This window comes from Albidovulum sp. (genome assembly GCF_049646345.1).
Taxonomy (GTDB): Bacteria; Pseudomonadota; Alphaproteobacteria; order Rhodobacterales; family Rhodobacteraceae; genus Albidovulum.
In genome coordinates this window covers 1-2,064 of sequence record NZ_JBARVQ010000638.1, presented here as the reverse complement: position 1 = coordinate 2,064, position 2,064 = coordinate 1, and the positions used below count along the sequence as shown (strand labels likewise).

Sequence of the window (2,064 nt, the reverse complement as noted above, 5' to 3'; positions counted from 1 at the left end):
TTCTCGAAGTCAGCCTGCCCGGTGCCTTTGCGACAACGCTTGCCGGATAGGCTTGCATCCGGCCCTGCACCGGCGCAGTCTCGGACCGCAAAAAGGAGAATGAGATGTCACTCATCGATGCGGCCCGCGCTGTGCGGGAAAACGCCTATGTGCCCTATTCGCATTTCAAGGTCGGGGCCGCCATTCGCGGGCGCTCGGGCGAGGTCTATCGCGGCTGCAACGTGGAAAACGTGGCCTATCCCGAAGGCACCTGCGCCGAGGCGGGCGCAATCGCCGCCATGGTCGCGGCGGGGGAAACCGAACTGACCGAGGTGGCCGTCATCGCCGACAGCCCGCTGCCGGTTTCACCCTGCGGTGGCTGCCGACAGAAGCTGGCTGAATTCGGTCGGCAGGATGCGAAGGTGACGCTGGCGACAACTGACGGGAAGGTCTTCGAAACGACCGTCGGCGACCTTCTGCCCGGTGTTTTCTCCGCCGAGCATATGGAGCGGAGCTGATGGATGCGCGTACGATCATCGCTGGGGTCCGCGATGGCAAGGGATTGCCCGCGAAATCCGCCAAATGGTTCGCGGATGGCCTTGCCTCGGGCGATGTGACCGATGCGCAGGCCGGGGCCTTCGCGATGGCGGTGTACCTGAACGGCCTCTCGGAGGAAGAGCGCGTCGGCTGGACCTGCGCCATGCGCGACAGTGGCAGGGTGCTGCAATGGAACCTGCCCGGCCCGGTCATTGACAAGCATTCCACCGGCGGGATCGGCGACAGCACCTCGCTGCTGCTGGCCCCCGCTCTGGCCGCCTGTGGGGCCTGCGTGCCGATGATTTCGGGGCGCGGCCTTGGCCATACCGGCGGCACTTTGGACAAGCTGGAGGCGATCCCCGGCTATCGCTGCGATGTGACCATCGAAGAACTGAACCGGCTGGTGGCCGAGATCGGCTGCGCCATCGTCGGCGCTTCGGCCGATATCGCGCCTGCCGACCGGCGGCTTTACGGGATCCGAGATGTGACCGGGACGGTGGAAAGCATCGACCTCATCACCGCCTCGATCCTGTCAAAGAAACTCGCCGCCGGGCTGGAGGCGCTGATCCTTGACGTCAAGGTCGGCTCGGGTGCCTTCATGAAGAATATGGACCGGGCTGAAGCTTTGGCGCGCTCGCTCGTGGACACCGCGAACGGGGCAGGGTGCAAGACCGCAGCACTGATCACCGACATGGATCAGCCTCTGGCATCCTCAGCGGGCAATGCGCTGGAGGTGCTGGAGGTGATGGAGACGCTGACCGGCGTCGCGGTCAATCAGGCACTCTGGGATGTGACCGTCGCTTTGGGGGGCGAGGCTTTGGCCTTGGCGGGGCTCGCCGAGGATGCGGGCGAGGGCGCCGATCAGATCGAAGAGGCGCTGGAATCCGGCCGCGCGGCGGAAACCTTCGGCCGCATGGTCGCGGCTTTAGGCGGACCCACAGATTTCGTCGAACGTTATCCCGACCGCCTTCCGGCTGCCCCGGTCCTCTTTGATGTCACCGCCGAAGCGGATGGATTCATTGCCGAAATCGACGGCGAGGCGCTGGGTCATGCCGTCGTACACCTTGGTGGCGGACGCCTGCGCGGTGGCGACAGGATCAACCCCTCGGTCGGGTTGTCCGAGATCATGCCGATCGGCGAACCGGTCGAGGCGGGAGAGGCGATTGTCCGTATTCACGCCGCCAATCCGGGCGATGCCGAGAAGGCGCGAGAGGTGGTTCTGGCCGCGATCCGGATCACCCCGGATGAACCCGACGAACCGCCTTTGATCCACCAGAGGATCGGTTGATGGCGCGGGCCTTTCTGATCGTCATGGACAGCGTCGGCGCGGGTGGTGCGCCTGATGCGGACTGTTTTTTCAACGGTGACAGGCCCGATACCGGGGCAAATACGCTGGGCCATATTGCCGAGGCCTGTGCGGCGGGCAAGGCAGAAGAGTGGCGGTCTGGGCCATTGCGGATGCCCAATCTTGATACATTGGGGTTGGGCGCTGCCGTGCGATTGGCTTCCGGTTCTGCGATGCCCGGTTTTGTCGCGACTCCGCAGGGG

The 2,064-nt window shown here is 65.1% G+C and carries 2 protein-coding genes and 1 pseudogene; all 3 read left to right on the top strand.

The annotated features are described in order from the left end of the window. Positions 1–104: 104 nt before the first annotated feature. The gene (locus WBB85_RS16585) at positions 105–497 is read left to right on the top strand and encodes a cytidine deaminase (protein ID WP_432639704.1); all 393 of its coding nucleotides are present in this window, start codon (positions 105–107) and stop codon (positions 495–497) included. Further along, positions 497–1,804 carry a thymidine phosphorylase gene (locus tag WBB85_RS16580; RefSeq protein WP_432639703.1) on the top strand — a complete coding sequence of 436 codons (1,308 nt, stop codon included), beginning with the start codon at positions 497–499 and terminating at the stop codon, positions 1,802–1,804. The genes WBB85_RS16585 and WBB85_RS16580 overlap by 1 nt, the downstream gene beginning before the upstream one ends. Beyond that, positions 1,804–2,064, top strand: a pseudogene (locus WBB85_RS16575) (phosphopentomutase); the annotation flags it as partial. The gene WBB85_RS16580 and the pseudogene WBB85_RS16575, both read left to right, overlap by 1 nt.

Bases quoted from the DNA above. Each gene is read 5' to 3' on its own strand.
- WBB85_RS16585 (WP_432639704.1), top strand. From the start codon at position 105: ATGTCACTCATCGATGCGGCCCGCGCTGTGCGGGAAAACGCCTATGTG.
- WBB85_RS16580 (WP_432639703.1), top strand. From the start codon at position 497: ATGGATGCGCGTACGATCATCGCTGGGGTCCGCGATGGCAAGGGATTG.